Below are 25,268 nucleotides of genomic sequence, written 5' to 3'. Positions count from 1 at the left end.
GGGTCGAGAGCGGAGTTCCCGTTTAGGTCCGGCTCAGCGGCCGGTCACCAGCATGATCTTGCCGAGATGGGCGCTGGATTCCATCAGCTCATGGGCCTTTCGTGCCTCTTCCAACGGGAAGGTGGCGTGGATCACGGGCCGGATCGTGCCGGATTCCAGCAGCGGCCAGACATCCCGGGCGAGGCCTTCGGCGATCGCCGCCTTCTCGGGCTTGGGCCGGGCGCGCAGGGTGGCGCCCGTGAAGGTCAAGCGCTTCATCATGATGGGCGTCATGCTGAAGGCATCGACCTTGTAGCCCTGCATGAAGGCGATCTGCACCAGACGCCCCTCGATCGCGAGGGCCGAGAGGTTCCTGGCGAGGTAGGGCGCCCCGACCATGTCGAGGATGACGTCGACCCCGTTGCCGTCGGTGAGCCGCTTCACCTCCTCGACGAAATCGGCCTCGCGGTAGTTGATCGCGGCCTCGGCGCCGAGCTTGACGCAGAAGTCGCATTTCTCGGCCGACCCGGCGGTTGCGAAGACGCGGGCGCCGTGATGCTTGGCGATCTGGATCGCGGTCGAGCCGATGCCGCTCGATCCGCCATGGACCAGGAAGGCTTCGCCGGCCTTCAGGCGACCGCGCTCGATCACCGTGCTGTAGACGGTGAAGTAGTTCTCCGGCAGGCCGCCGGCCTCGACGAGGCTGAGCGATGTCGGCTTCGGCAGGCATTGCCCGATTTCGGCCACCGCGAACTCGGCATAGCCGCCGCTGATCACCAGGGCGCAGACTTCGTCGCCGAGCGCGAAGCCCGTCGCGCCTTCGCCGAGGCCGACGATCCGACCGGCGACTTCGAGGCCGGGAATCTCGGTGGCGCCCTTCGGCGGCGGATACTTGCCCTCGCGCTGCTGGATGTCCGGCCGGTTGATGCCGGCGGCCACGACCTCGATCAGCACCTGACCGGGGCCGGGCTGCGGCAGCGGCACCGCCTCGAGGGTGAGCACGTCCGGCCCGCCGGCTGCGGCGTAGCGGATCTGACGCATGGTCTCGGGCAGGCTGGCGGTCATCGCAGGGTGTCTCCAGGGAGCCCCGTCATCTGCGGCCGGCATCCCGATTGGCAAGGGCGCGAGTGGCGCGGAGTTCAGCGGGTGCCGTACATTCGGTCGCCGGCATCGCCGAGTCCGGGCACGATGTAGCCGTGGTCGTTGAGGTGGCTGTCGATGGCGGCGGTCCAGACGGGGACGTCCGGGTGGGCTGCCTGCAGGCGGGCGATGCCTTCCGGGGCCGCCAGCAGGCAGACGAAGCGCAGGTCCTGCGCGCCCCGCTGCTTCAGGAGGTTGATGGCGGCGACCGCCGAGTTCGCCGTCGCCAGCATGGGATCGAGCACCAGCACGGTCCGGTCGACGAGGTCGGACGGCGCCTTGAAGTAATACTCCACCGCCTCCAGCGTCTCGGGATCGCGGTAGAGACCCACATGCGCCACCCGGGCCGACGGCACCAGGGACAGCATGCCGTCGAGGAAGCCGACGCCGGCCCGGAGGATCGGCGCCAGCACCAGCTTCTTGCCGGCGATCTGCGGGGCCTCCATCGACTGGATCGGGGTCTCGATCGTCACCGATTCCAGCGGCAGGTCGCGGGTGACCTCATAGGCCAGCAGCATGCCGATCTCGTTGAGGATCTGCCGGAAGCCCTTGGTCGAGCGCTCACGCTGGCGCAGCAGGGTCAACTTGTGCTGCACGAGGGGGTGGTCCACCACCCGGACCGTCGCGGCGGCTGCCTGCATCGCTGGATCTCCATCAAGCCGAGGTCTGATCCTGAGCGGCGGGAGACCGAGGCAAGACCGAAACCGGATTTCTAGAGCATCGCGGGATTGCGAGCGAGGTCTTCGGACGGATTGCGCCCGTGAAAAAGGGCTCCCGGCCTGAGCCGGAAGCCCTCGGTATTCAGCGCTCGCCGGAGACGACGCTCAGACCGAGCGGGTCGTGTCCGCGCTGCGGCGCTTCTGCATGAAAGCGTCGAACTGCTCGCGGTCCTTGGCCCGCTTCAGCTCTTCGACGAAGTCGGCGAACTCGCGGCTCTCCTCCTGGAGGGCGCGGCGCTGCGCGTCGAGACGCTCGAGCTCGCTGCGGCGGTAGGCGTCGAAGGCCAGATTGCCCGTCGACGTGCCGTTGGCGGCCTCGAACGCGGCGGCGAAGCGCGAGCGCGCGGCGCCCGCGTTCCACGCGGCCCCGCGGCCGGCCAAGCCGCGCAGTTCGCTGAGCGCAGGGTAACCCGCGACCTTCCAGGCGATGTAGGCGGCGGCGAGCGGCCACCAATAGACGAACGCGACGACGATCGCGCCGATTTCCAGGGACCGCTTGGGGAAGGGGCCGCTGCGGCAGACCTTCCCGGAGGTGAAGGGGGAGGAGGAAGACAGACTCACGGCTCACGACTCCAATGTAAATGTGAACGACATTCACTTGCGGACGGATCGCGCTGCTTTCAAGGGGTCGCCCCTCAGGTCGTTGCGCTGGTTCCGCGCGCTCCGGTCGCAGCCCCGTGGACGAGGGCGAGGACGCCGGCACGCAGCAGTTCGTACTTGTCCGGCATGCCGGTGCCTTTCGGCAGATGGCCGGACGCCGCCAGGGTGGCGAGTCCGTGGGCGAGGGCCCAGACCTCCAGGGCGATGAAGCGGGGTGCGACGCCGCCGAAGCCTTCGGGGAAGGTCGATTGCAGAGCGTCCACCAGCAGGTCGAACGGACTGGGGCGTACGCCCGCCTCCGCATTCGGCACGCCGGCGCTCAGGCCGCGGGTCTCGAAGATCGCCGCATAATAGCCGGGCTCCTCCTCGGCGAAGGCCAGGTAGGCCTCACCCATCCGGGTGAACCGCTCCAGGGGCGTTCCTTTGGCGGTGAGCGCGCGGGCCAGACGTTCGGCGAGATCGGCAAAGCCCCGACCCGCCACCTCTTCGAGCAGGGCTTCCCGACCGCGGAAGTGGCGATACAGGGCAGCCGGAGTGACACCGACGAGGCGGGCGGCATCCACCAGGGTGAAGCCGCCGATGCCGCGCTCCGCGATGAAGCGGCGGGCAGCCTCGATCAGGGCCTCCTTCAGGTTGCCGTGGTGGTAGCTCCGCCGGTCCCCCGGCCCCTCGCGCCAATGCCGCACGCCACTCTCCTCGCCCCCGGCCCGAACCGACATGACCTGCCGGCCCGGCCCAAGGTTCCTTCACACGAACCCACGCTCCCTCCCCTACCACGAAGAACCGTTTTTCGAGGCAGCTTCCGCTGCGCGGATCAGGCGCATCCATGGGCAACACAGATGGAAAGGCCGAGATGAATGGGCGACGATGATGCAAGCGCCTGGCAGGACCTCACCCGCGAACGTCGCCGTGACTTCCGCGACGCAGGGGCCGGCAATCCGGCCCGACCGAAGTCCGGGGCCGGGATCGATTCGTCGAGTCGCCTTGCTCAAAAGCAGATTCTAGACTCATGGTGGGTAGAATACAGAATATCGTCCCGGGGTGGATCAAGAGCCGTGCCTGAGGGATCTGCGCAGATTGATTTCGAGAGCCTGACGGATCTCATCTACGAGGCGGCGGTCCTTCCCGAACTTTGGCCTTCCGTGCTGGATCAGCTCGCCGGGATCGCCGGTGCGCAAGGCACAGTTCTGATTGCCTCTGATCTGAGATCTCACCGCTGGATCAACTCGAAATCCCTCGACCAAGTCATGGCGGATTTTGCATCGGGAGGCTGGAGCAGCGCCGGCCAGCGGACCGCGCGCCTTCTGGCCGCTCGCCACGCCGGGTTCGTGCGCGAGCAGGACGTCTACACCCCCGAGGAGTTGGAGCAGGACGTCCTGATCCAGCACTTCCTGCGCCCGCGTGGCCTCGGGTGGGGAACCGCGACCGCCTGCCCGCTCTCGACGGGCGACACGCTCATCTTCAGCATCGAGCGGCGCTTCGTGGACGGGCCGGTTCCGGCAGAGGCGATGCGGGTCCTCGACACCCTGCGGCCGCATCTGGGACGCGCCGCCCTGGTCTCGGCGCGGCTGAAGCTCGAACGGGCCCGTGCGGCGGTGGAAGCCCTGGAGGTGCTGGGCCTTCCGGCCGCCGTCCTCGGCGCGGACGGCCGATTGCACAACCGCAACGCCGCCTTCGCCGGGCTGGTGCCGCGGGTGGTCCGGGATCAGCGCGACCGGGTCACCCTCAGCCATCCGGGCGCCGATGCCCTGCTGTCGGACGTGCTCTCGGGCCGCCGGGCGAACGCGGCCCGCTCGATCCCGGTCCCCGCCGATGCCGACAACCCCGCGATGGTGATGCACCTGCTGCCGGTGCGCGGCCTCGCCCAGGACGTCTTCGGCGGCGGAACGATGCTGATGCTGGCGGCGCCCGTCCTGCCGCGCCCGGTTCCCGGCACCGAACTCCTGGCGGGCCTGTTCGACCTGACCGCCGCCGAGGCCCGGATCGCCCGCGGCATCGCCGACGGGGCTACGATCGCGCTCCTGGCCGCCCAGCAATCGGTCGCGCACGAGACGATCCGCAGTCAGGTCAAAGCGATCTTCGCCAAGACCGGCGTCACCCGACAGGTCGATCTCGCGCGCCTGATCTCGGGGTTCAGCCTGATCCGATGAGCGATGCGGTCACGGGGCGCGCGACGCGGCGCCGGTCGGATTCCGGACGGCGAGCGCCCGGAACAGGATGACGTTCGAGAGGTCGTAGTCCGCGGCCGGTCCGCCGAGAGCCGGTCTGACGGGAACTTCACCGGCGGTGGGCGTCAGCGCCGAAGTGATCAGGCAGGCGATCACCCGGTCGCTCGAACCCCGCTCGACGTGCCGAGCCAGTCGCCGACGCATCCACGGAGCCATCGTCCATCTCTCGAGCATCGCCACCCTCACGTGCCTCAACGCGTCGCATAGAAGCGCAGCGGTGCAGGAGCATCATCCCCCATTTGGGGGAGAATCGAAATTCCTTCCGAAAATGGCGCGGAGGCAAAGACTTTCCTTACAGGCGGAAGAGCGAATCCGCCCGCTTGAGGGCGGCTTCCTTGGCGGCGCGGGCCGCCTCCAGCCGCGCAATCTCCGTGGTCAGCAGGGCGATCCGCTCCGCGAGATCGGTCACCGACAGGGCATCGAGCGGTTCCCCGACCCGATGCGCAATCGCCCTGCGGGGCGCGCCGTCATCTTCGTCCCTCATGGTGTTCCCTCGGGTGGCATCACGTCGAGCCAGGATATCATTTAAGCCGGCAGATCATTCGAGCCAGGATCGTCCGGCCGCCAGCGGCGCGACGCCGAGATGCCGCGCCAGCGTCGCGCCGATATCCGCGAAGCTCTCGCGTCGCCCGAGCGGCCCCGGCGCGACCGCTGGCCCGAAGGCCAGCACCGGCACCTGCTCCCGGGTGTGCTCGGTCCCGGTCCAGGTCGGATCGTTGCCGTGATCGGCCGTGATCACGCAGAGGTCGCCGGATCGGAGCACGGCGTGGATCTCGGGCAGGCGCGCATCGAAGGCTTCGAGTTCGGCGGCATAGCCCGGGACGTCGCGGCGATGGCCATAGTCGGTGTCGAAATCGACGAGGTTGAGGAAGACGAGTCCCCCATCCGGCAGGCTCGCGAAGGCCGCCAGCGCCGCGTCGAGGCAGGCGGCGTTGCCCGCGGGCTTGATCTCCCGCCCGGTCGCCCGGTGGGCGAAGATATCGCCGATCTTGCCCACGCTGACGACGGACCGGCCGGATTGCGCGAGCGTGTCGAGGAGCGTGCGGCCGGGCGGCTCGACGGCGTAGTCCTTGCGGTGGGCGGTCCGCCGGAAACCCTCCCGCTCGGTACCGACAAAGGGGCGGGCGATGACCCGGCCGACCCGGTAGGCGTCGCAGAGATCGCGGGCGATCCGGCAGGTGGCGTAGAGGCGCTCCAGACCGAAGCTCTCCTCGTGCGCGGCGATCTGGAAAACGCTGTCGGCGGAGGTGTAGCAGATCGGCTTGCCGGTGCGGAGGTGCTCGGCGCCGAGACGGTCGATGATGGCGGTGCCGGCCGCGTGGCAATCCCCGAGGATACCGGGCAGGCCGGCCTGCGCGATCAGCGCGTCCGTGAGCGCGGCCGGGAAAGCCGGAACCGTGACGGGGAAATAGCCCCAGGGCTCGCGGACCGGTACGCCTGTGATCTCCCAATGGCCTGAGGGCGTGTCCTTGCCGGCGGCGGTCTCGATCGCGTGGCCGTAGGCGCCCTGCACCGGGCCGATGGCATCGAGCCCCGGCGGCAGCGTTCCGGTCGCCCCCCGTGCGGCGAGGCCGAGCCCGAGCGCACCGAGATGCGGCAGCGTCAGCGCTCCGGCGCGCAGGCCCGCCCGGTCGCCGCGTCCCTGCGCGCAGGCTTCGGCGATGTGCCCGAGGGTGTCGGAACCGGAATCGCCGTAGCGGTCGGCATCGGGGGCGCCGCCGATGCCGACGGAATCCAGGACGATGAGGAAAGCGCGCGGCATCCCCCTCCCCTCAGGCCGGGATCGGGTCGGCGACGGTGTCGCTCTGCAGGTCGAAGGCCGCGGCGAACAGGGCCTGGGTGTAGGCCGTCTTGGGCGCGGCGAAGATCGCCTCCGCCGGCCCCTCCTCGACCACCCGACCGTTCTGCATGACGAGGACGTAGTTCGCCAGCGCCCGCACCACCTTCAGGTCGTGGCTGATGAACAGGTAGGCGAGGCCGCGCTCGCGCTGGAGGTCGCGCAGGAGGGTGACGATCTGGGCCTGGACCGAGCGGTCGAGGGCCGAGGTCGGCTCGTCGAGGACGATGAATTTCGGCTTCAGCACGATGGCGCGCGCGATGGCGATGCGCTGGCGCTGGCCGCCCGAGAACTCGTGCGGGTAGCGGTTCATGGTGGCGGGATCGAGCCCGACATCGGTGAGCGCCCCCGCGACCACCGCGTGACGCTCGGCCCGCGTCCGCACGGCGCCCTGGACCACCAGACCCTCCGCCACGATGTCGGCCACGGTCATGCGCGGCGACAGCGAGCCGTAGGGGTCCTGAAACACCACCTGCATGTCGCGGCGGACGGGGCGCATCGCGGCGGGCGGCAGGCCGGCGATGGAGCGCCCGAGGAAGACGATGGGGCCTTCGCAACCGGTCAGGCGCAGGAGGGCGAGCCCGAGGGTGGTCTTGCCAGAGCCGGATTCGCCGACGACGCCCACGGTCTCGCCGGCCCGCACCCGCAGGGACACCCCGTCGACCGCCTTGACGTGGCTGGTGGTCCGGCGCAGCCAGCCCTCGCGGATCGGGAACCAGACCTTGAGGGGGCCGGCCTCCAGCAGGGGCGCGGCATCGGCCGGCACCGGGTTGGCACGGCCCTTCGGCTCCGAGGCGAGCAGGCGGCGGGTGTAGTCGTGCTGCGGCCGGGCGAAGATCTCCGCCACCGGGCCCGCCTCGACGATGCGTCCCGCGAGCATGACGCAGACGGTATCGGCGATGCGCTGGACGATGCCGAGGTCGTGGGTGATGAACAGCATCGCCATGCCGAGGCGCTTCTGCAGGTCGGCCAGCAGGTTGAGGATCTGCGCCTGCACCGTCACGTCGAGGGCGGTGGTCGGCTCGTCGGCCACCAGCAGGTCGGGCTCGCAGGCGAGCGCCATGGCGATCATGACCCGTTGGCGCTGGCCACCCGACAATTCGTGGGGATAGGCGTTCAGGCGGCGCTCGGCGTCGCGCAGGCCGACCAATTCGAGCAGTTCGAGGATGCGCGCCCGCGCCTTGCGGCCGGACAGGCCGCGATGCACTTCCAGCACCTCGCCGATCTGCCGCTGGATCGTGTGCAGCGGGTTCAGCGAGGTCATCGGCTCCTGGAACACCATGGTGATGTCGGCGCCGCGGATGCCGCGCAGGCGCTTCTCCGGCAGGGCCAGCAGGTCCTGGCCCTTGAACAGGATGCGGCCGCCGGGATGATGGGCGCTGCCGTCGAGAAGACGCAGGATCGAGAGGGCGGTGACCGACTTGCCGGACCCCGACTCGCCGACCAGCGCCAGGGTCTCGCCCGGCTGGATGGTGAAGCTGACCCCGTCCACCGCGCGGGTCTCGCCCTCGCGCGAGCGGAAGGCGACCGACAGGTCCTGTACGTCGAGGAGCGTAGCGGTCATCGAGGCCTGTTCTGGAGTGGGGCGGAAAGCATTCGCGTCAGGGTTATAGCGTGGGTGCCACCGATCGGCGAACGCGGATCGACGCGACCCCCGCCCTTGTCACCACGCGCTGGGAATTGATCGGCGACGCGCGCGCTCTACAACCCGGCGGTGACCGCGTTCCTCAGATTCCTTCCCGCCGCCCTCCTCCTCGTCCTCCCGGCGTTCGTGCCGTGTCCGGCCCTTGCCGCCGCCGAGGGGGCGACCGAGACCGTGGAGCAGGCCTTGTGCCGGCTGATCGAGGGCTCGGCCAAGGCGCGCGGGCTGCCCGTGCCGTTCCTGACGCGGCTGATCTGGCGCGAGAGCGCGTTCCGCGTCAGCGCCGTGAGCCCCGTGGGCGCGCAGGGCGTGGCGCAGTTCATGCCCGGCACAGCCCGGGAGCGCGGTCTGACCGATCCCTTCGATCCCGAGCAGGCGATTCCCCACGCGGCCCACCTGCTCGCCGACCTGAACCGGCAATTCGGCAATCTCGGCCTCGCGGCGGCGGCCTATAACGGTGGACCCGGGCGTGTGTCGTCGTGGCTCGCGGGCACCGGCGGCCTGCCGACGGAGACGCGCAACTACGTGCTGGCGATCACGGGTGCGCCCGCCGAGGCGTGGCGACCCGGAACGGCGGTCGAGATGCCCGAGGGCGAGCCGCCGCGGGACCGGGATTCGGACTCGAAATCGGCCGACACCAAGGCCAGAGGGGAGACCGGTTCCAAAGCCGAGTCCGAGACGAGCTGCCTGAAGGTGACGGCGGCCCTGCGGATTCCGTCACGCGGCGATCGCTTCGCGTTGGGCGGCAACGAGGGACCGGCAGCGCCCTGGGGCATCCAGCTCGCCGGAAACTTCTCGAAGGCCCTGGCGCTGCAGAGTTTCACGCGGACACGGAAGCTCTACACAAGCGTCATCGGCGATGTTCGCCCGATGATCATCGGCACACGTCTGCGCAGCCGCGGTACGCGCGCTTTCTACCGCATCCGCATACCGGCCCAGAGCCGCGAGGCTGCCGACATCCTGTGCGGCAAGATCCGCCAGGTCGGCGGCGCCTGCCTCGTACTCAGGACCTGATCGGGGCGCTGCACCGCTCCGGCGTCCCAATCGCGCCATGAATCCGCCGCGCCAGCCCTGTCACAGGGGGGCACGCGCGCCAACAGAGAGATGCATGACCCGGGTCCTTGCCGTCCTTGCCAGCCTTGCCGCTCTCGCGCTCGTCGCGATCGGGATCACGGCCTGCTCGCCCCTCGCCTTCTTCGACGCGATCGGACCCCGAGACCAGGGCGGCCGTCTCAGCCTGAAGAACGCGGCGTTCGGGACGCATCCGCGCCAGCGCCTCGACGTGTTCACGCCGGTTGCGGGCGCGGCCGGCGCACCGGTGCTGGTCTTCTTCTATGGCGGCTCCTGGAAGAATGGCTCGAAGGAAGATTATGCCTTCGTCGGGCAGGCGCTGGCCGCCCAGGGGTTCGTGACGGTGCTGCCGGATTATCGTCTCTATCCGGAGGTCCGCTTCCCCGATTTCCTCGACGATGGCGCGCAGGCCGTGGCCTGGGTCGAGCAGAACATCGCCGCCTATGGTGGGGACCCGCGCCGGATCGTCCTCGCGGGACATTCCGCCGGGGCCTACAACGCGGTGATGCTCGGGGTGAATCCCAGCTACCTGCGCCGGGCCGGCGTCGATCCGCGCGTGATCCGTGCCGTCGCGGGCCTGTCCGGTCCCTACGATTTCCTGCCGCTGGATGCCGGCACCGCCACAGAGTTGTTCGGTGAGGCCCCCGACAAGGCGGCGACCCAACCCATCACCTTCGCGGGTCCGCGTTCCCCGCCCGCCTTCCTCGCCAGCGGCGACGGCGACACCACCGTGCGGCCGTCCAACACCCGCAACCTCGCTGCCCGCCTTCGCGACGCCCGGGTGCCGGTGCAGGAGCGCATCTATGCCGGTCTCGACCACGCCGACACCCTGCTGGCCTTGTCGGTGACCTTCCGCTCCAAGGCCCCGGAGCTTGCCGAGATGGCGGCCTTCCTGCGCCAGCACGCGGGCGACCGGCCGCAGCAGGCCCGGATGATCGCCCGCTGAGCGTCACGCACCGCGCAGGGCGTCGCGGGCCTTGCGGTGGTCCGGCGCGTCCGAGAAGGCCCGGTGCATCGCCGACCAGAGCGGCGTCCGCGCGAATGCCTCATCGAGCGGCAGGGCGCGCTGCATCAGGCCGTCCGCGCGCCGGCGCTCCGGGTTGGTGTTCAGCCAGGTGTTGCGGTTGGTGATGTCCCAGGTCAGCACGTTGAGGACCGCCGCCTCGTCCAGCACCACGTCGAGGAAGCGGCGGGCGAGGTCGGACACGGCCCGGTCGCGGGCCGGGAGATCGGCCGGGTAGGTCCGGTCGTTGATGTCGAACTCCGTCACCTCGATGGCGAGCCCGAGGCCCGCGACCTCGGCCAGGAAGCGCCGGAGCTTGTCCTGGTTCAGCGGATGCTTGGCGTAGAGGTGACCCTGCAGGCCGAGGCGGCGGATCGGCACGCCGCGCCGGCGCATCCCCTCGAGTGTCCGCAGCACCATGGCGCGGCGCTGGTCGATCCAGTCGGCATCGAGTTCGAGGTCGTTCTCGTTCCAGACCCCCGCCGCGTCGGGCGCGACGGCGTGCTGGAGGTGGAAGGCGAGATCGACGTAGCCGGGGCCGAGCGCATCGAGCCAGGGCGTGCGCCGCAGCCCATCGGCGCGTCCGTCCTGCGGCCCGCAGATCTCGTTGACGACGTCCCAGGCCTCGATCCGGCCGCGATAGCGCCCCGCCATGGCGTCGATCCAGCGGCGCAGGAAGGCCTCGCCCTCGCCGGCCCGGAGCCGGGCCTCGACCCAGGCGGGCAGGCCCACGTGCCAGACCAGGGTATGGCCGCGCAGGCGTTGCCGGTTGGCGCGCGCGAAGGCCACGACCTCGTCCGCATAGCTGAGATCCAGGTTCTCCGGCGTCCGCCACGCATAGGTGAGCTTCATCGCATTTTCGGACACGAGAATGCCGGCCTCGCGCGCCAGCGCCCGCCCGTAGGCGGGGTTCTGGCGCAGGGTCACGCCGTTCACCGCCGCGCCGTAGGCGAGGCCCGTGCGGGCGGCCGCCGCGTTGAGGCTGTCGGCCGACCAGGACGGGGCGGCGGCCGAGGCGCGGCGTTCGCCGAGGATGAGGGCACCGCCCGACGCGAGCGCACCGCCGAGCATTGCGCGCCGCGATCGGCCGGACCGATTCACGCTGGGACCGATGCGGACTCGGTCGGAATCACCCGGGGGCGGCGGTCCGCGCCGATCGCCACGAAGGTGAACAGCCCCTCCGTCACCTTCATGGTCGTTTCGCCCTCGCGTTCGCGCCGCCAGACCTCGACCTGGATGCGCATCGAGGTGCGGCCGACCTGCACGATCCAGGCGTAGATGCTGACCTCGTCGCCGACGATCACGGGGCGGTGGAACGTCATGGCCTCGACCGAAATGGTCGCGCAGCGCCCGCGCGAGCGCCGCGCCGCGATGTTGCCGGCGGCCAGGTCCATCTGACCCATCAGCCAGCCGCCGAAGATGTCGCCGGCCGGATTGGTATCGGCCGGCATGGCGATGGTGCGGACCACCGGCGGCCCGCGATTCTCGGGCTGGTGCGGTTCGGCGGCGTCGGTCGTCATGGTGCAGTCTCTGGTTGCGAGGGGCGGCCCACGCAAGCCGCGCGCCGCCCGCGCCGTCATGTCACATCCGATCACGGGCGAACAGGCGCTCCGTCCGGCAGCGCGAACACCACCAGCGCGTCGCCGGTGCCGAAGCCCGAGCCCTTGGTGAAGGAGGCGCCCCCGGCTGCCACCGCGACGTATTGCCGGCCTTCGATCGCATAGGTGATCGGCGGGCCGCCGATCCCCGCGCCGCACTGGAAGCGCCACAGGACGGCGCCGGTCCCGGCATCGTGGGCATCGAGATGGCCGTCCTCCTCGCCGGAGAAGATGAGGCCGGAGGCGGTGGCCAGCGTGCCGCCGGAGAGGCGGCTGCCGCCCTTCACGCTCCACTTGATCGCGCCGCCCTTGGCGAGGTCCACCGCCGTCAGGGTGCTGAAGCTGGGCTCGCCCTTGGCCTCGGTCGTCTCGGTGTAGCGGATCGCCGGGCGGTCGCCGGCCGCCGGCACGGTCTTCACCACGTAGGTCGTGGCCCCGTGCCGGACCTGCGCGAAGGCGGTGCCGGCGCGCGGATCGTAGGCGACCGGGTGCCAGGAGATCGCCCCGAGGGGGCCGGGGCTCACCACCGTGCCGGCCTCGGTCGGCGGGGCGTAGAGGTTCTTCTGCGCGATCAGCGGCGCGGACTTCGTCAGGAGCTTGCCGGTTGAGCGGTCGTGGACGTAGAGCCAGCCGGTCTTCGAGCCCTGCGCCACGGCCTTGACCGGCCCTTGTGGGGTCGGCTGGTCGAGCAGGAAGGGCGGGCTCGCCACGTCGTAGCCCCACTCGTCGTGCGGGACCTGCTGGTAGTACCAACGCAGCTGCCCGGTGCGGACGTCGAGGGCGACGAGGCTCATGGTATAGAGGTTGTCGCCCGGGCGCGAGAGACCGAAATTCTGCGGCGCCGGGTTGCCGGTGCCGACATAGATCAGCCCGAGGTCCCGGTCGTAGGCCGGCGTCATCCAGAGGGAGCCGCCACCGACCCGCCAGGCCTCCCGGTGCATCGGGGCGGCCGCCTTCTCGGCCGCGATGTCGCGATGAAGCGCGACGCCGTCCGGCGTCGTCGCGGAGAAATCCCCCTCCCAGCCGTCCGCCTTGGTGACGTACCAGCGCCAGCGCTCGGCTCCGGTGGCGGCGTCGTAGGCGGCGAGCCAGCCGCGGCGGCCGTAGCCGCCCTCGATGCCCACCACCGCGCCGCCGTCGAGGCCGCCCTTGGCGTCTTCCACGTGCAGGCCGTAGCCGGCCCCCGCCACCCCCACGATGACGAGGCCGTCGGCCACCAGCGGCGGCATCTTGAAGCCGAGGCGGCTCGACCCCTGCACGGTGCCGGCTCCCAGCCCCTCGGCCAAGGCCGAGGCGGTCTCGGATTCACCCTCCTCCGGGCGCACCGCCTCGTGGTCCCACAGGACCTTGCCGGTTGCGGCATCGAGAGCGATCACCCGCCCGTCCATCGTGGCCTCGAAGACCTTGCCGTCCGAGACCGCCACGCCCCGGTTCGAGGGCGGGCCGAAGATCTTCTCGGTGCGGGCCTTGTGGGTGTAGGTCCACAGCACCCGGCCGTCGCGGGCATCGAGGGCGGCCACGTGATTCTGCGTGGTGGAGACGTAGAGCGTCGTCCCGACCACCACCGGTTCCGCCTGGAAATACCCGGTGATGCCGGTTTGGAAGATCCAGGCCGGACGCAGCGACGTCACGTTGCCGCGGTCGATCCCGGTCAGCGGCGAGAAGTGCTGGTTGGTATGGTCGCGGCCGAACATCGGCCAATCGTCGGCCGCCACCGCCGGCCAGGGCGTCGCCGCTGCGAGGAGGACGGCCATGACGGCCGGACGTGCGAGTCTCAGGCGTGCGAGTCTCAGGCGTGCGAGTCTCATCGGGGTTTCCTCCCTGGAGCGACGTTGCGCTCGCCAGCCTTTCAGGCGGTGCCGGGGCGCCGAGCCTTGGCCAGTTGCAGCGGCGTGTCGGCGGCCCCCATCGACTGGGCCATCTCGGCGGCGGTGAGCCCGGCGCCGTCGCGCAGGTCCGGGTCGGCGCCGTGCTGCAGCAGGAGCGCGACCATCTCGGTCCGGTTGAACATCGCGGCCGTCATCAGGGCGGTGCGCGTGCCGCCGCCCGTGCCATCCACCTGCGCCCCGTGAGCGAGGAGAAGCCCGGCGATGTCGAGGTCGCCCTTGAAGGCCGCGCCGGCGAGCGGCGTCTGTCCGCGCACATTGGCGAGTTCGGGGTCGCCGCCGTTCTCCAGGATCACCCGCGCGGTCTCGGCCTGCCCGTTATAGGCGGCGAGCATCAGCAGACTGTCACCCTTGTCGTTGCATAGGTTCGCCGGGAGACCCTGGCCGAACAGCTCGGCCAACTCGTCCGCATGACCCATGCGGGCATACTGGAAGACCCGGCCGGCGAAGGCCAGGGTGTCCGCATCGAGTTCGGGTTTCGCCGGGGCGTCGGGGTCCATGGGGTGTCCGCTGTTCGATTCGGGGATTTCTGGCGCTGGAGCGGTCGACAGGCGTTCGGGCTGAAATCCTGTTTCCGTCGAGATCTATCGCGCCCCGGCCGAGAGTCGAGGAATTGGCTGCGCCTGCGGGCCGCGATCCACCCCTGCATCCGCTCGTCTGCTTTCACGCCACCGCATCCCCGCAGAGGCAACGCGACACCGGGGAGGCGCGCCAAATCGCCCCGGATCGGCCGCTGCGGCGGGCCAAGCCGCAGGGGCGATCAGATCATCCGGGCGCGGCTCTTTCCCAACGGGGGGGCAAGAACCATACTCAGGGGATGCCGATCTCGAAGAAGCCCCGCGACGCGTCCGACCCGGTCCCGAGTGCCCAGCGTGCGGGCGCCAGAACGTCCCATTCCCAAAGGGCCACTTCGAAGGCGTCGAAGCCCGAGTTGCAGCCCCTCGACGAGCATCTGGCGGCCCTGCTCAGCCCGGCACTGAACCGCAACCGTCTTCCGGCCATCGAACCGCCGGCCCCGCCCCGTCCCGGCCAGCCCAAGAAGCCGGCCGCGCGCAAGGGGCAGGCCAACGCGGCAGCCGGCAAGGCAGCCGGTTCGGACAAGGCACTTGGTTCGGACAAGGCAGCCGGTTCCGACAAGTCGCCCGCCCCTGACAAGACCACCGGCATGGGCTTCGGCGAGGCCGCACAGGCGACGTTCGCCCAGGGCGATGCGGCCGATGTCGACCCGCGCCTCGCCCAGGCCCTCGGCCTGCGCGCACCCGAGGACGGGCCGGTGCCGGAAGGTCTGGCGGATGATGGGGACAGCTCCCTCGCCACCGACGGGGTCTCGGCCACGGTGGATGCGCTTTCGCGCCTCCTCACCGAGGGCAATCCGCTGTTCCGCGACGGCCAGACCTGGGTGCCGCACCGGCCGGACCGGCCGAAGAAATCCGAGGGCGGCTTGGCCTTCACGCTCAAGTCCGAGTTCGAGCCGGCGGGCGACCAGCCCCGCGCCATCGCCGAGTTGGTGGACGGCGTGAAGAAGGCGGAACGCGACCAGGTGCTCCTGGGCGTCACCGGCTCCGGCAAGACCTTCACCATGGCGAAGATCATCGAGGCGACGCAGCGCCCGGCCCTGATCCTGGCACCGAACAAGACCCTGGCGGCGCAGCTCTACGGCGAGTTCAAGAGCTTTTTCCCCGACAACGCGGTGGAGTACTTCGTCTCGTACTACGACTACTACCAGCCCGAGGCCTACGTGCCGCGCTCGGACACCTTCATCGAGAAGGAATCGTCGATCAACGAGCAGATCGACCGGATGCGCCATTCCGCGACGCGCGCCCTGCTCGAGCGCGACGACGTCATCATCGTCGCCTCGGTCTCGTGCATCTACGGCATCGGCTCCGTCGAGACCTATACGGCGATGTCGTTCACCGTGTCGCTGGAGGAGAAGATCGAGCAGCGCCAGCTCATCGCCGACCTGGTGGCGCTCCAGTACAAGCGCATCCAGTCCGACTTCGCCCGCGGCACCTTCCGGGTGCGCGGCGACGTGATCGAACTCTGGCCCGCCCACTTGGAGGATCGCGGCTGGCGCATCGGGCTGTTCGGCGACGAGATCGAGTCGATCACCGAGTTCGATCCGCTCACCGGCAAGAAGATCAACGACCTGAAGTTCGTGAAGGTCTACGCCAATTCGCACTACGTCACGCCGCGCCCGACCCTTCAGCAGGCGATCAAGGGCATCAAGACCGAACTCAAGCTGCGCGTCGACGAACTGACCAAGATGGGCCGCCTGATCGAGGCCCAGCGCATCGAGCAGCGCTGCACCTTCGACATCGAGATGATCGAGGCCACCGGGGCCTGCAACGGCATCGAGAACTATTCGCGCTACCTGACCGGACGAAAGCCCGGCGAGCCGCCGCCGACTCTGTTCGAATACCTGCCCGACAACGCCCTGGTCTTCACCGACGAGAGCCACGTGACGGTTCCGCAGATCGGCGGCATGTACAAGGGCGACTTCCGCCGCAAGGCGACCTTGGCCGAGTACGGCTTCCGCCTGCCCTCCTGCCTCGACAACCGCCCGCTGCGGTTCGAGGAATGGGACGCGATGCGGCCGCAATCGATCCACGTCTCGGCCACGCCCGCCAAGTGGGAGATGGAGCAGACCGGCGGCGTCTTCGCCGAGCAGGTCATCCGCCCGACCGGCCTCGTCGACCCGGTGATCGAAATCCGCCCCGCCCGCTCCCAGGTCGACGACCTGCTCGGCGAGGTGCGCGAGGTGGCGCAGGCCGGCTACCGCACGCTGGTGACGACGCTGACCAAGCGCATGGCCGAGGATCTGACCGAGTACCTGCACGAGAACAGCGTGCGCGTCCGCTACATGCACTCGGACATCGACACCCTGGAGCGCATCGAGATCATCCGCGACCTGCGGCTGGGGGCGTTCGACGTCCTCATCGGCATCAACCTCCTTCGAGAAGGCCTGGACATCCCGGAATGCGCCCTGGTGGCCATCCTGGATGCCGACAAGGAGGGCTTCCTGCGCTCGGAGACCTCGCTGGTGCAGACCATCGGGCGCGCCGCCCGCAACGCCGATGCACGCTGCATCCTCTATGCGGACAACATCACCGGCTCGATGGAGCGGGCGATGGCCGAGACCGAGCGCCGCCGCACCAAGCAACTCGCCTACAACGAGGAGCACGGCATCACGCCGCAGAGCGTGAAGCGCGGAATCGCCGACATTCTCGACAGCGTCTACGAGCGCGACCATGTCCAGGTGGATACGGGGCTCGCCAAGAACGCCGTCACCATCGGTCACAACCTCAAGGCGGTCATGGCCGACCTCGAGAAACGGATGCGGACCGCGGCCGCCGACCTCGACTTCGAGGAGGCCGCACGCCTGCGCGACGAACTCAAGCGCCTCCAGGCCACGGAACTCCTGGTCTCGGACGATCCCATGGCGCGACAGGGCGACGTGGAGCGCGAGGCCGGGCGCTTCGGGGCCAAGCAGAGCCGGATCGCGAAGCCGACGCTCGACAATATGGGGCCGGGCACCGACCGCGAACTACCGGTCGGATCGGCGCCGCCGCAATGGCAGGAGCGTCCGAAGGCACGGTCGACGCAGGGACTCGGCGGACAGAAGCCCAAATACAAGGGCGGCGGCGGGCGCAAGCGCGGCTGAACGTCGGAGCGATTGTCGGTCGACTTGGCCGATGGTGGCCCCTGGGGCCGGAACCCTTCGGGACGCCGGGGCTTGGTTTGAGACCTTCAGACCATCGCCCCGGAGACCGCCCGTGACGACGATCAAGTGCCCACGTCCGCCCTTTCGGCCCCGCGCCGGTTCCGGTGTGACCTCGCTGTTCCTGGCCGGTCTGGCTGTGTCGGGTGCCGTCGGGATGCTCATCACCCCGGCCAGCCTGCGGCCCGCGGCGGCCCAGACGGTGGCCAATCCCAACGACCAGCCGACACCCGCCACCGTGCCGTCGAACGACGGAACCGCTCCGGCCACGCGGCCGACCGGGCAGGTCGCGCCGCCGAGCGCGATTTCCTCCGGCACGGTGATCACCGCGGCTGGCGCCAAACCGGGCGCACGGACCAATCCTCTTGATCATCTGCCCGCCAAGGATCGCGCCGGCACCGGCGGCAGCCGACGCGACTAGGCGAACCAGCGGCCGCTTCCGGGGGCGCGACCCGGATCACAATTCACGGGATAGGGGAGAACGCTCATGGGCCTGCTCGATCAAGTCATCGGTGGTGTACTCGGCCAAGTGCTCGGCGGTGGTCAGGGACGTGAGCCGGAGCGCGGTGGCGGACACGGTGGCGGCTTCGGCGGTGGCCCATCCGGTGGTGCGTCCGGAGGAATGCTGGGCGGCGCCATGTCGCCGATCGTGCAGGCGCTGCTGATGCTCCTGATGTCGAAGGGGGCCGGTGGCCTCGGCGATCTGCTCGGCGGCGGCCAGCGCGGCGAGGCGCGTGATCCCCGTGGCCACGACGAGGGTGATATCGGTGGGTTCGGCCAGGATAGCGGCCAGGATGGAGGGCAGGATCGCGGACGCGGCGCGGGATACGGGCGTGGCGGGTATGAGGATGCGCAGCCGCCGAGCCGCGGGGGCGATTTCAGCGATCTGTCCGGGATGCTGGATGGCCCCGGAGACCGTGGCGTCGGATTGGGTGATCGCAGCGCCGGTGCAGGCCCCTACGCCCGCCTGGACCACGAGCCACAGGACGGCCAGTCGGGCCTCGACGGTCTGATCGATCGCTTCCAGCGCGGCGGCCTCGGCGACGTCATGGAGTCGTGGATCGGGCATGGCAGCAACCGCCCGGTCGAGCCCAACCGGCTCGCGGACGCGCTCGGTCCGGACACCGTGGATACCCTTCAGCAGCGAACCGGTCTCAACCGCGACGATCTGCTGTCGCAACTTTCCCAGGTTCTGCCGCAGGTGATCAACGGCCTGACACCCCAGGGCCGGCGCCCGACCGGCGAGGACGTCCGGGGCTGGTGACGCCGCTCGGGTCGGCTCACGCCGCTGGGACGTCACCGACCCGGCGGAAGTCGGTGGCCGATCCGGACCCGAAATCCATTCCGGCTTCGTAGAGCCGGAAGGTGTTACGCCCCGCATCCTTGGCGCGGAACAGCGCGATATCCGCATGGCGGCACAGCACGTCGGGGTCGGCGCCGTCCTGAGGCGCCATGGCGACGCCGACACTGACGCCGACCGATACGCGGGTCCCGTCGAGATCGATCGGCTGGGCGACGACCTCGATCAGGCGCTGGGCCAGATTGCGGATGCTGCTGCCGACCACGGGGCCGGTCTGGATGATCATGAACTCGTCGCCGCCGATCCGGGCGACGGTGTCCTCGGCCCGCACGAGGCCGCGCAACCGGGTCGCGACCGCGCGCAGGAGAGCGTCGCCCGCCTGGTGCCCGAGGGTGTCGTTCACCGACTTGAAGCGATCGAGATCGAGGCATAGCACGGCGAAGCTGGCGGAGCGGCGCTGGCTCATGCTCAGCTCCTGGACCAGCCGTTCGCGGAACAGCGTCCGGTTGGCGAGGTCGGTGAGTGCGTCGTGGCGCGCCATATGAGCGATCTGGAACTCCGCTTCCTTGCGGGCCGTGATGTCTCGTGCCGCTGCCACGTAGCCGCTGGGGCGTTCACCGTCCGCCTCGTAGGTGACGTTGAAATTCACCTCGACCCAGATCCAGCTGCCATCCTTGCGTCGGTAGCGCTGGGTCGAGACCGCCTGCGTCACGCGGGCCTCGCAGAGGTCGTTCAGAAGCCGGCCATAGGCTTCGGCATCGGCGGGATGGACATGATCCATCGGACGGGTGCCGATGAGGTCGTCGGCCTCGTAGCCCAGCAGGGTTCGGGACGCCGGCGACACGTAGCGGCGAACGGTGTCGAGGGTCGCCCAGATCACCATGTCGGAGCTGTTCTCGGCCAGCAGCCGGTAATGCGCCTCGCGCTCGCGCAGCTTGGCCTTCGCCCGATGCAGGCTCAACTGAGCGCTGACCACCGAGGCGAGATCCTGCAACCGGGCGCGATCGTCGGCGGAAAACCGGCGCGGTTTGGTATCGAGGACGCAGAGGATGCCGACCCGGTGCCCCGCCGATGCAATTAGCGGAGCGCCGGCATAGAAGCGGACATGGGGTGGCCCGACGACCAGGGGACTGCGGGAGAAGCGGGAATCCTCCTCGGCGTCCTCGACCACGAACACCGCATCGGACAGGATGGCGTAGTTGCAGAATGCTCCCTCGCGGGCCGTGCCGTCGAGGTCGAGACCGCACCGGGCCATGAAGTGCTGACGATCCTCCGCGATCAGCGAGACGTAGGAGATCGGCATGCCGAACAGGGCCGTCGCCGTGCGACAGATGGCGTCGAAATGCGGTTCCGCTTCGGCATCCAGGATCTCGAGGTCCCGCAGCGCCTTCAGGCGGTCCGCTTCGTTGCTGGCGATGGGGTACATGCGCGCCCTGGATTCCGAGGGGTCGGCGACACGGATCAGGCAGACACAGCGCCCTCCCCGCGCTGTTCCCAACCTGATTGTATGGGGCCAAAACCTGTAAGCTTATGGTTGGGCACCCAGTCTTCCGAAGAACCGGAATTCCGTTCGCCGGAGATGATGGTCGCAGCGAAATATCAAATGAGGTTTAACGTCCGACATCCCTCGTTGTCATCAGCGACGAGAAGCGGCGGAATCCTGCGCTGTTATTTCGCGGATCGGGGCTGACAGCTCGCGCAGAAGAATGTCGACCGTCCGGATTGAATGATCCTCTCGATCGTACCAGTACAGCCTTTGCCGCTACAAGAATGGCCGACACGATCGTAGACGCGGAAAGCATGCTGGAAAGCGCCGCTGCCGCCATCGGGATGGGCGTAGTCCCGCAAGGTCGAGCCGCCGGCCGCCACCGCCTCCGTCAGCACCTCGCCGATCACCCGGGCGAGCCGGCGCGCCTTCGGCGTGGGCGTGCCATCCGGTTTGGCCAGGGCTCCTGCCCGCGTCTCGGGATGGAGTCCCGCCCGATGCAAAGCCTCGCAGACATAGATGTTGCCCAGGCCCGCGATCAGGCGCTGGTCGAGGAGTGCGGCCTTCAGCGGCGTGATCTTGCCTCGGAACAGGCGCGCCACGGCTTCCGGCGTCAGCGCCGCACTGAGGGGCTCGAGGCCCATCCCGGCGAAGTGACGGCTGGCCGAAAGCGTCTCGGTCGGGACGAGGTCCATGAAGCCGAAGCGCCGGGCGTCGTTATAGGTCACGGTCGCGCCGTTCGACATCGCCATCACCACGTGGTCGTGCTTGGCGTTGCCCTGCGCGCCCTCGAGGTAGAAGTCCCCCGGCGACAGGTTGCGCCCGTCGGGTAACGCCACGTCGAAGCGGCCGGTCATGCCCAGGTGCATGATGAGCGATTCGCCGGAATCGAGGGTGGCCACCAGGTACTTCGCCCGTCGCGCCAGATCCGTGACCCTGTGCCCCTCCAGGCGCTCCGCGAAGCGCGCGGGGAACGGGAAGCGCAGATTCGGCCGCCGCAGGACCACCCGGGCGAAGCGGGTCCCCACCAGGGCCGGCGCGAGGCCGAGGCGGACGGTTTCGACTTCCGGAAGTTCGGGCATGGGCGGGATCGGGATCTCGGTGCGGCGTTGGCGTGGGTCAGGTGCGGCGGGACCACCGGGTCATATGCGGCGGGACCGCCGGGTCATATGCGGCGGGACCGCCGGGTCCTGTGCGGCTTCGCCGTTGGTGAAACCGTCCGCAAGGCAGATGGCGATTTCGGCCACGTTTCGCTATGAGCGTCCGCGAGAGGGTGGTCCATGAGTTCGGTCAAACGGTCGGTCGCGCAGTCCGAAGAGGCGGCGAGCACGCATTTCGGCTTCGAGAACGTGGCGCTCGACGAGAAGCAGGGGCGCGTCGACGACGTGTTCCGCTCGGTCGCCAAGCGCTACGACCTCATGAACGACCTGATGTCGGGCGGACTCCACCGCGCCTGGAAGTCGCACCTGATCTCGATGCTGCGGCCCCCGCGCAACCGGCCCTTCCGCCACCTCGATGTCGCCGGCGGTACCGCCGATATCGCGTTCCGGGCCCTGGAGGCGGGTGGTCCCGCCACCCACACCACCGTCCTCGACATCAACGAGGCGATGCTTCGGGTCGGCGCCGAGCGGGCGGGCGACCGCTTCACGGGGCGGATCGATTTCGTGACCGCCAATGCCGAGGCGCTGCCGCTGCCGCCCGAGCAGTTCGACGCCTACACCATCGCGTTCGGCATCCGGAACGTGCCGCGCATCGACAAGGCCCTGGCGGAGGCGCACCGGGTTCTGAAGCCGGGCGGCCGTTTCCTCTGCCTGGAATTTTCCAAGGTCGACCTGCCGGTGCTCGATCGGATCTACGACGCCTACTCGTTCCACGTGATTCCGCGCCTCGGGGCGCAGGTGGCGGGGGACGCCGATTCCTACCGCTACCTCGTGGAATCGATCCGCAAGTTCCCCTCCCCCGGCCGCTTCGCCGGGATGATCGAGGCGGCGGGTTTCCGCCATGTCAGCCACCGGCCGCTGACCGGCGGCATCGTGGCGATCCATTCGGGCTGGAAGGTCTCGTGAGGGTCGCTCTCACGACGGGCCGGGCGTCCTGATGCTCGGCGCCGTCGTTCATCTGGCCCGGGGCGCGCAGGTCGGCTTCGTGCTCGCCCGCGAGGGCGCCCTGGCGCTGGTCGATTCCGCCGAGCTGCCGCCGCATCTCCGCTTCGCTCTGCGCCTCGGGCGGATGTTGGAGCGTCCGGGCCTCGGAAGCGGCGCCGGCCCCCTGCAGCGCGCCCTGACCCGCCTGGGTCCGAGCTACGTCAAGTTCGGCCAGTTCCTCGCCACCCGCCCCGACATCGTCGGCATGGAGGCGGCGCGCGACCTGGAAACGCTTCAGGACCGGGTTCCGCCCTTCCCGCAGGACGTCGCCATCCGGGTGGTCGAGGCCACCCTCGGGCGGCCGGTGGGACAGCTCTTCGTCTCGTTCAGCCCGCCCATCGCGGCGGCCTCGATCGCCCAGGTCCACAAGGCCCATATCCTCGACGACGAGGGGGCCGTGCGCGTCCTGGCGATCAAGATCATGCGCCCCGGCGTGCGCGAGCGCTTCCAGCGCGACCTCCAGGTCATGCGCTTCATGGCACGCGTGGTGCACGTGCTGTCGCCCAAGGCCGAGCGCCTGCGACCGCGCGAGGTGGTCGAGATCCTGGCGCGCTCCGTGATGATGGAGATGGATTTCCGGCTCGAAGCGGCCGCGATGTCCGAACTCGCGCAGAACACCCGCGACGATGCCGATTTCCGCGTGCCCAAACCCGACTGGGAGCTGACCGGCCGCGACGTCCTGGCGAGCGAGTGGATCGAGGGGATCCGCCTCAATGATCGCGCCGCCATCGTGGCCGCCGGACATGATCCGAAGGCCCTCGGCCGGGCGGTGATCCAGTCGTTCCTGCGCCATGCCATCCGGGACGGCTTCTTCCACGCCGACATGCATCCCGGGAACCTGTTCGTCGATCCGACCGGTACCCTGGTGGCGGTGGATTTCGGCATCATGGGCCGCCTCGGGCACATGGAGCGCCGGTTCCTGGCCGAGATCTTGCTCGGCTTCATCCTGCGCGACTACAAGCGCGTGGCCCAGGTGCATTTCGAGGCCGGCTACGTGCCGGCGCACCACTCGGTGGAGGATTTCGCCCAGGCCATCCGGGCGATCGGCGAGCCGATCCACCAGCGCAAGGCCGACGAGATCTCGATGGCCAAGGTGCTGACCCTGCTGTTCGACATCACCGCCCTGTTCGACATGAGCACCCGCACCGAGCTGGTGATGCTGCAGAAGACCATGGTGGTGGTCGAGGGCGTCGCCCGCTCCCTCGATCCGCAACTTGACATGTGGACCGGCGCCGAGCCGGTGGTGCGCTCCTGGATCGCCCGCAACCTCGGGCCGGTGGGACGGGTCGAGAGTCTGGGCCGCGCCGCCCTCACCATCACCGACGTGGTCTCGGACCTCCCCGACCTCGCCCAGCGCCTGCGCCGCATCCTGGTGCGCCTCGACGAGGCCGGTTCGGGCGACGGCAAAAGCCTCGACGCCTTCGCGCGGGCCGAGCGCCGGCGCACGATCTGGTCGACACTGGCCCTCTGGGGCATCGCCATCGGTGCGCTGGTGATGGCCTTCCGGTAGCTTTTGCGCCGGCCTGATTGCTTTGCCTTAAGGGGTTCCGGATCATGACCCGCCCGCTCCAGAACCGCCGCATCCTCCTCGTGATCGGGGGCGGCATCGCCGCCTACAAGGCGCTGGACCTGATCCGGCGCCTGCGTGAGCGCGGAGCGCAGGTCCGACCCCTGCTGACCAAGGGGGCACAGGAATTCGTGACGCCCCTGGCGGCGGCGGCCCTGGCCGGCGAGCGTGCCCATACCGATCTGTTCGACCGGGCCGAGGAAGCGGATATCGGCCATATCAAGCTGGCGCGGGATGCGGACGCCATCGTGGTGGCGCCCGCCACCGCCAGCCTGATGGCCCGGATGGCCACCGGCGAATCTTCGGATCTGGCCGCCACCGTGCTTCTCGCCACCACGCTGCCGATCCTGATCGCACCGGCCATGAACGTGCGGATGTGGCAGCACCCCGCGACCCGGCGAAACCTCGCGACCCTCAAGGGCGACGGCGTCCGCGTCATCGGCCCCAACGACGGCGCCATGGCGGAGGCGGAGTTCGGCCCGGGGCGCCTCGCCGAACCGTCCGAAATCGCCGACGCGGTGGAAGCGCTCCTGGCCGATGGCTCCCAGGCGGAAACGCAGCCGTCCGAGACCCGGCCATCCGCAGGCTTCGGCTTCCTCGCCGGACGATCCGCGCCGGGCGCACCACCCGCCGGACCGCTCGCCGGAAAGCGCGTTCTCGTAACCTCCGGGCCGACCCATGAGCCGATCGACCCGGTGCGCTATCTCGCCAATCGATCCTCCGGACGGCAGGGCCACGCCATCGCGGCCGCCGCCGCCGCCGCCGGGGCCGACGTGACCCTGGTCTCCGGGCCGGTTCTGATCCCGGCCCCGGCCGGTGTACGGGTGGTCCCGGTCGAGACCGCGCGCGAGATGCTGGCGGCGGTCGAGGCCGCCCTGCCGGCCGATCTCGCCATCTTCGCCGCTGCCGTCGGCGACTGGCGCCCGGCCGAGACCCGCGCGTCGAAGATCAAGAAGGACGGGACCGCGCCGGCTCCCCTCGCCCTGGTGGAGAACCCGGACATCCTCGCCACCATCGCCGGGCGGACGGCCGGGCGCCCGCGCCTCGTGGTCGGCTTCGCGGCCGAGACCGACACGGTCCTCGACAACGCCCGCGCCAAGATCGCCCGCAAGGGCTGCGATCTCATCGTCGCCAACGACGTCTCGCCGGCCGGTGGGGTCATGGGTGGCACCGCCAACACCGTGCATCTCGTCGGACGCGACGGCACGGTCGAAACCTGGCCGACCCTCGACAAGGACGAGGTCGGCCGGCGCCTGATCCGGCACTTCGCCGGCCTGCTCGACGCCTGAGCTCCGGCGACCCGCAAAAGCCTGCGGAGCCGATCGCGCGCCGGCGCGTTAAGCCTTGACT

At 69.8% G+C, this 25,268-nt stretch carries 23 protein-coding genes; 9 read left to right on the top strand and 14 right to left on the bottom strand.

Annotated elements, in window-relative coordinates; all coding sequences use genetic code 11:
• Nucleotides 1-33: 33 nt before the first annotated feature.
• The 4 genes from ASF57_RS08015 to ASF57_RS08000 all read right to left on the bottom strand — a co-directional run bounded on the left by ASF57_RS08015 (nucleotide 34) and on the right by ASF57_RS08000 (nucleotide 3,124).
• Nucleotides 34-1,044: an NAD(P)H-quinone oxidoreductase gene (locus ASF57_RS08015; protein ID WP_056481760.1), complete on the bottom strand. Its 1,011-nt coding sequence runs from the start codon at nucleotides 1,042-1,044 to the stop codon at nucleotides 34-36.
• Between the two features lie 74 nt (nucleotides 1,045-1,118).
• Nucleotides 1,119-1,760, bottom strand: a complete 642-nt coding sequence (upp, locus tag ASF57_RS08010) for a uracil phosphoribosyltransferase (protein WP_056190198.1) — start codon at nucleotides 1,758-1,760, stop codon at nucleotides 1,119-1,121.
• 183 nt (nucleotides 1,761-1,943) lie between these two features.
• The gene (locus tag ASF57_RS08005) at nucleotides 1,944-2,399 is read right to left on the bottom strand and encodes a DUF2852 domain-containing protein (protein WP_056190199.1); all 456 of its coding nucleotides are present in this window, start codon (nucleotides 2,397-2,399) and stop codon (nucleotides 1,944-1,946) included.
• Between the two features lie 74 nt (nucleotides 2,400-2,473).
• The gene (locus tag ASF57_RS08000; RefSeq protein ID WP_056482723.1) at nucleotides 2,474-3,124 is read right to left on the bottom strand and encodes a TetR/AcrR family transcriptional regulator; all 651 of its coding nucleotides are present in this window, start codon (nucleotides 3,122-3,124) and stop codon (nucleotides 2,474-2,476) included.
• 369 nt (nucleotides 3,125-3,493) lie between these two features.
• Between ASF57_RS08000 and ASF57_RS07995 the strand changes: the two genes are divergently transcribed.
• Complete coding sequence (locus tag ASF57_RS07995) at nucleotides 3,494-4,588, top strand: helix-turn-helix transcriptional regulator (protein ID WP_082503764.1); 1,095 nt, start codon at nucleotides 3,494-3,496, stop codon at nucleotides 4,586-4,588.
• A 9-nt stretch (nucleotides 4,589-4,597) separates the two neighbouring features.
• Here ASF57_RS07995 and ASF57_RS07990 read toward each other — a convergent pair whose 3' ends face one another.
• The 4 genes from ASF57_RS07990 to ASF57_RS07975 form a co-directional block, all read right to left on the bottom strand.
• On the bottom strand, nucleotides 4,598-4,810 hold the full coding sequence (locus tag ASF57_RS07990; RefSeq protein WP_056481757.1) for a hypothetical protein: 213 nt from the start codon (nucleotides 4,808-4,810) through the stop codon (nucleotides 4,598-4,600).
• A gap of 148 nt (nucleotides 4,811-4,958) precedes the next feature.
• Complete coding sequence (locus tag ASF57_RS07985) at nucleotides 4,959-5,150, bottom strand: DUF1192 domain-containing protein (RefSeq protein ID WP_056190202.1); 192 nt, start codon at nucleotides 5,148-5,150, stop codon at nucleotides 4,959-4,961.
• A gap of 54 nt (nucleotides 5,151-5,204) precedes the next feature.
• Nucleotides 5,205-6,428 (bottom strand): phosphopentomutase, encoded by a 1,224-nt coding sequence (locus ASF57_RS07980; RefSeq protein WP_056481754.1) that lies wholly within the window; start codon nucleotides 6,426-6,428, stop codon nucleotides 5,205-5,207.
• A gap of 10 nt (nucleotides 6,429-6,438) precedes the next feature.
• Nucleotides 6,439-8,067, bottom strand: a complete 1,629-nt coding sequence (locus ASF57_RS07975) for an ABC transporter ATP-binding protein (RefSeq protein ID WP_056190208.1) — start codon at nucleotides 8,065-8,067, stop codon at nucleotides 6,439-6,441.
• Nucleotides 8,068-8,274: 207 nt separating this feature from the next.
• On the opposite strand from ASF57_RS07975, the gene ASF57_RS07970 reads away from it, so the two are divergent.
• On the top strand, nucleotides 8,275-9,159 hold the full coding sequence (locus ASF57_RS07970) for a lytic transglycosylase domain-containing protein (protein WP_156376048.1): 885 nt from the start codon (nucleotides 8,275-8,277) through the stop codon (nucleotides 9,157-9,159).
• Nucleotides 9,160-9,253: 94 nt separating this feature from the next.
• Nucleotides 9,254-10,162 (top strand): alpha/beta hydrolase, encoded by a 909-nt coding sequence (locus ASF57_RS07965; protein WP_056190212.1) that lies wholly within the window; start codon nucleotides 9,254-9,256, stop codon nucleotides 10,160-10,162.
• A 3-nt stretch (nucleotides 10,163-10,165) separates the two neighbouring features.
• On the opposite strand, the gene ASF57_RS07960 is transcribed toward ASF57_RS07965, so the two are convergent.
• The 4 genes from ASF57_RS07960 to ASF57_RS07945 all read right to left on the bottom strand — a co-directional run bounded on the left by ASF57_RS07960 (nucleotide 10,166) and on the right by ASF57_RS07945 (nucleotide 14,203).
• Nucleotides 10,166-11,290, bottom strand: coding sequence for an endo-1,4-beta-xylanase (locus ASF57_RS07960; protein WP_056481747.1), 1,125 nt, complete (start codon nucleotides 11,288-11,290; stop codon nucleotides 10,166-10,168).
• A 26-nt stretch (nucleotides 11,291-11,316) separates the two neighbouring features.
• Complete coding sequence (locus ASF57_RS07955) at nucleotides 11,317-11,739, bottom strand: acyl-CoA thioesterase (RefSeq protein ID WP_056190217.1); 423 nt, start codon at nucleotides 11,737-11,739, stop codon at nucleotides 11,317-11,319.
• 71 nt (nucleotides 11,740-11,810) lie between these two features.
• Nucleotides 11,811-13,571 (bottom strand): PQQ-binding-like beta-propeller repeat protein, encoded by a 1,761-nt coding sequence (locus tag ASF57_RS07950; RefSeq protein WP_056481744.1) that lies wholly within the window; start codon nucleotides 13,569-13,571, stop codon nucleotides 11,811-11,813.
• A 95-nt stretch (nucleotides 13,572-13,666) separates the two neighbouring features.
• Complete coding sequence (locus tag ASF57_RS07945) at nucleotides 13,667-14,203, bottom strand: ankyrin repeat domain-containing protein (RefSeq protein ID WP_056190220.1); 537 nt, start codon at nucleotides 14,201-14,203, stop codon at nucleotides 13,667-13,669.
• Nucleotides 14,204-14,520: 317 nt separating this feature from the next.
• On the opposite strand from ASF57_RS07945, the gene uvrB reads away from it, so the two are divergent.
• The 3 genes from uvrB (at nucleotide 14,521) to ASF57_RS07930 (ending at nucleotide 18,685) form a co-directional block, all read left to right on the top strand.
• Complete coding sequence (gene uvrB, locus ASF57_RS07940) at nucleotides 14,521-17,364, top strand: excinuclease ABC subunit UvrB (RefSeq protein WP_056481741.1); 2,844 nt, start codon at nucleotides 14,521-14,523, stop codon at nucleotides 17,362-17,364.
• 112 nt (nucleotides 17,365-17,476) lie between these two features.
• The gene (locus ASF57_RS07935; protein WP_244476864.1) at nucleotides 17,477-17,842 is read left to right on the top strand and encodes a hypothetical protein; all 366 of its coding nucleotides are present in this window, start codon (nucleotides 17,477-17,479) and stop codon (nucleotides 17,840-17,842) included.
• Nucleotides 17,843-17,908: 66 nt separating this feature from the next.
• Entirely contained in the window at nucleotides 17,909-18,685 is a 777-nt protein-coding gene (locus ASF57_RS07930; RefSeq protein ID WP_056481738.1) for a YidB family protein, read from the top strand.
• A 16-nt stretch (nucleotides 18,686-18,701) separates the two neighbouring features.
• Here ASF57_RS07930 and ASF57_RS07925 read toward each other — a convergent pair whose 3' ends face one another.
• Nucleotides 18,702-20,147: a sensor domain-containing diguanylate cyclase gene (locus ASF57_RS07925; protein WP_244476863.1), complete on the bottom strand. Its 1,446-nt coding sequence runs from the start codon at nucleotides 20,145-20,147 to the stop codon at nucleotides 18,702-18,704.
• A gap of 242 nt (nucleotides 20,148-20,389) precedes the next feature.
• Nucleotides 20,390-21,289 (bottom strand): bifunctional DNA-formamidopyrimidine glycosylase/DNA-(apurinic or apyrimidinic site) lyase, encoded by a 900-nt coding sequence (gene mutM, locus ASF57_RS07920; RefSeq protein WP_056481735.1) that lies wholly within the window; start codon nucleotides 21,287-21,289, stop codon nucleotides 20,390-20,392.
• Nucleotides 21,290-21,487: 198 nt separating this feature from the next.
• Between mutM and ubiE the strand changes: the two genes are divergently transcribed.
• Genes ubiE through ASF57_RS07905 form a run of 3 tightly spaced genes read left to right on the top strand, consistent with a single transcriptional unit; the run spans nucleotide 21,488 to nucleotide 25,207 of the window.
• Entirely contained in the window at nucleotides 21,488-22,273 is a 786-nt protein-coding gene (gene ubiE, locus ASF57_RS07915; protein WP_056190227.1) for a bifunctional demethylmenaquinone methyltransferase/2-methoxy-6-polyprenyl-1,4-benzoquinol methylase UbiE, read from the top strand.
• A 31-nt stretch (nucleotides 22,274-22,304) separates the two neighbouring features.
• The gene (gene ubiB / locus ASF57_RS07910) at nucleotides 22,305-23,861 is read left to right on the top strand and encodes a 2-polyprenylphenol 6-hydroxylase (protein ID WP_056481732.1); all 1,557 of its coding nucleotides are present in this window, start codon (nucleotides 22,305-22,307) and stop codon (nucleotides 23,859-23,861) included.
• A 44-nt stretch (nucleotides 23,862-23,905) separates the two neighbouring features.
• Entirely contained in the window at nucleotides 23,906-25,207 is a 1,302-nt protein-coding gene (locus ASF57_RS07905) for a phosphopantothenoylcysteine decarboxylase (RefSeq protein WP_056481729.1), read from the top strand.
• The last annotated feature ends 61 nt before the right edge of the window (nucleotides 25,208-25,268 follow it).

Origin of the sequence: Methylobacterium sp. Leaf117, from assembly GCF_001422985.1 — a bacterium.
In the GTDB taxonomy this organism is placed as follows: domain Bacteria; phylum Pseudomonadota; class Alphaproteobacteria; order Rhizobiales; family Beijerinckiaceae; genus Methylobacterium.
Note: the sequence above shows the minus strand (reverse complement) of the source record. Positions and strands in the feature narration are given on the sequence as shown.